We start from the raw sequence: 1,323 nt of genomic DNA, 5'->3' as shown, positions 1-1,323 counted from the left end.
GATCGCCAGGCCTAACCCCAGGTGGCCCCGCCGGGGGGGGCGCGGGCGGCGGACGCGGGCGGGCGGCCGCCGCCGCTCGGTCCCGGACCAGTCCGGACCGGGCGGCGGGGCCGGGGGCGGGGCGGTCATCGGCCGGCCGGTGTCCGGGCCGCCCGACGGCCGCCCGGTGCGGCGGGTGCGGTGACGGGCATGGGGCCTCCGGCGGGCCGATCGGCGGGGTGGCGGCAGAGCCGTGGGTCCCATTGACCGGCGGCCCGCACCGGGACGCACGTCCGCGGCGGCCATCCGGGGCACCCGGCCGGGCGGCGGGCCGCCGGGCACCCGCGGGTGCGGTGGGGCGGTGTCGTAGCGTTGCCCGTGCGCGGGCGCCGCCCGCACCGCAGAGCAGCACCGGCCAGCCAGGAGGCGCCCGCGTGGACCGGCCCACCGACCCGGAGCCGAGCGGGCCGGGGCCCGCGGCGGACCGCCGGCGCGACCCCCGTTCGGACGCCGCCGACCCGCCGCAGGGCCCGTACGTCGCCGGGGTGGACGTCGGCGGGACGGGCGTGCGGATCGCGCTCGCCCGCCTCGCCGCGGACGGCGGGCCGGGCCCGGCCCGCCGCACCGAGGTGGCCGCGCCCACCCGGACGGGCCCGCGCGGCATCGACGCCGCCGCCCTGCTGGACACCCTGCTGCCCGCCCTCGACGCGCTGCTCGCCGAGGCCGGCGCCCCGGCCGTCACCGCGCTGGCCGTCGGCGCCACCGGCATGGCGACCCTCGGCGCCGACCTCGCAGACCTGCTGCCCGCCCCGCTCGCGGAGCGCTCCGGCGCCCGCCGCCTGGTGCTGGCCGCGGACGCCGTCACCGCCTACGCCGGTGCGCTCGGGGCCCGCCCGGGCGTCGTGGTCGCGGCGGGCACCGGCATGATCGCCCTCGGCACCGACCTGGCCACCGGCTGGCGGCGGGCCGACGGCTGGGGCCATCTGCTCGGCGACTGCGGCGGCGGGGCCTGGATCGGCCGGGCCGCGGTGGACGCGGCGCTGCGCGCCCACGACGGCCGGACGGGCGGCTCACCGGCGCTGCTCGCCCGGGTGGTCGACCGGTTCGGGCCGGCCACCGCACTGCCCGCCGCACTGCAGCTCCGGCCCGACCGGGCGGCGCTGCTGGCCTCCCTGGCCCCCGCGGTCGCCGACTGCGCGGCGACGGGGGACCGGGTCGCGGCCGCCGTGCGGGAGCGGGCCGCCGAGGAGATCGCCGAGACGGCGGGCGCGGGCGCGCCCCCCCCCACCCCGCCCCCCCGGGGGCGCCACCCCGCGCGCGCGGCCGGCACGCCCCCCGGGGGGC

1 protein-coding gene is annotated in these 1,323 nt (G+C 84.4%); it reads left to right on the top strand.

All coding sequences use genetic code 11. The annotated features are described in order from the left end of the window. Nucleotides 1–524 precede the first annotated feature (524 nt). Nucleotides 525–1,323: BadF/BadG/BcrA/BcrD ATPase family protein (locus tag ACFV0G_RS39420; protein ID WP_380558771.1), on the top strand; the 799-nt coding region annotated here is incomplete at its 3' end.

It is taken from the genome of Kitasatospora sp. NPDC059571, assembly GCF_042735675.1.
GTDB lineage: Bacteria > Actinomycetota > Actinomycetes > Streptomycetales > Streptomycetaceae > Kitasatospora.
This window is presented reverse-complemented; position numbering and strand designations above follow the sequence as displayed.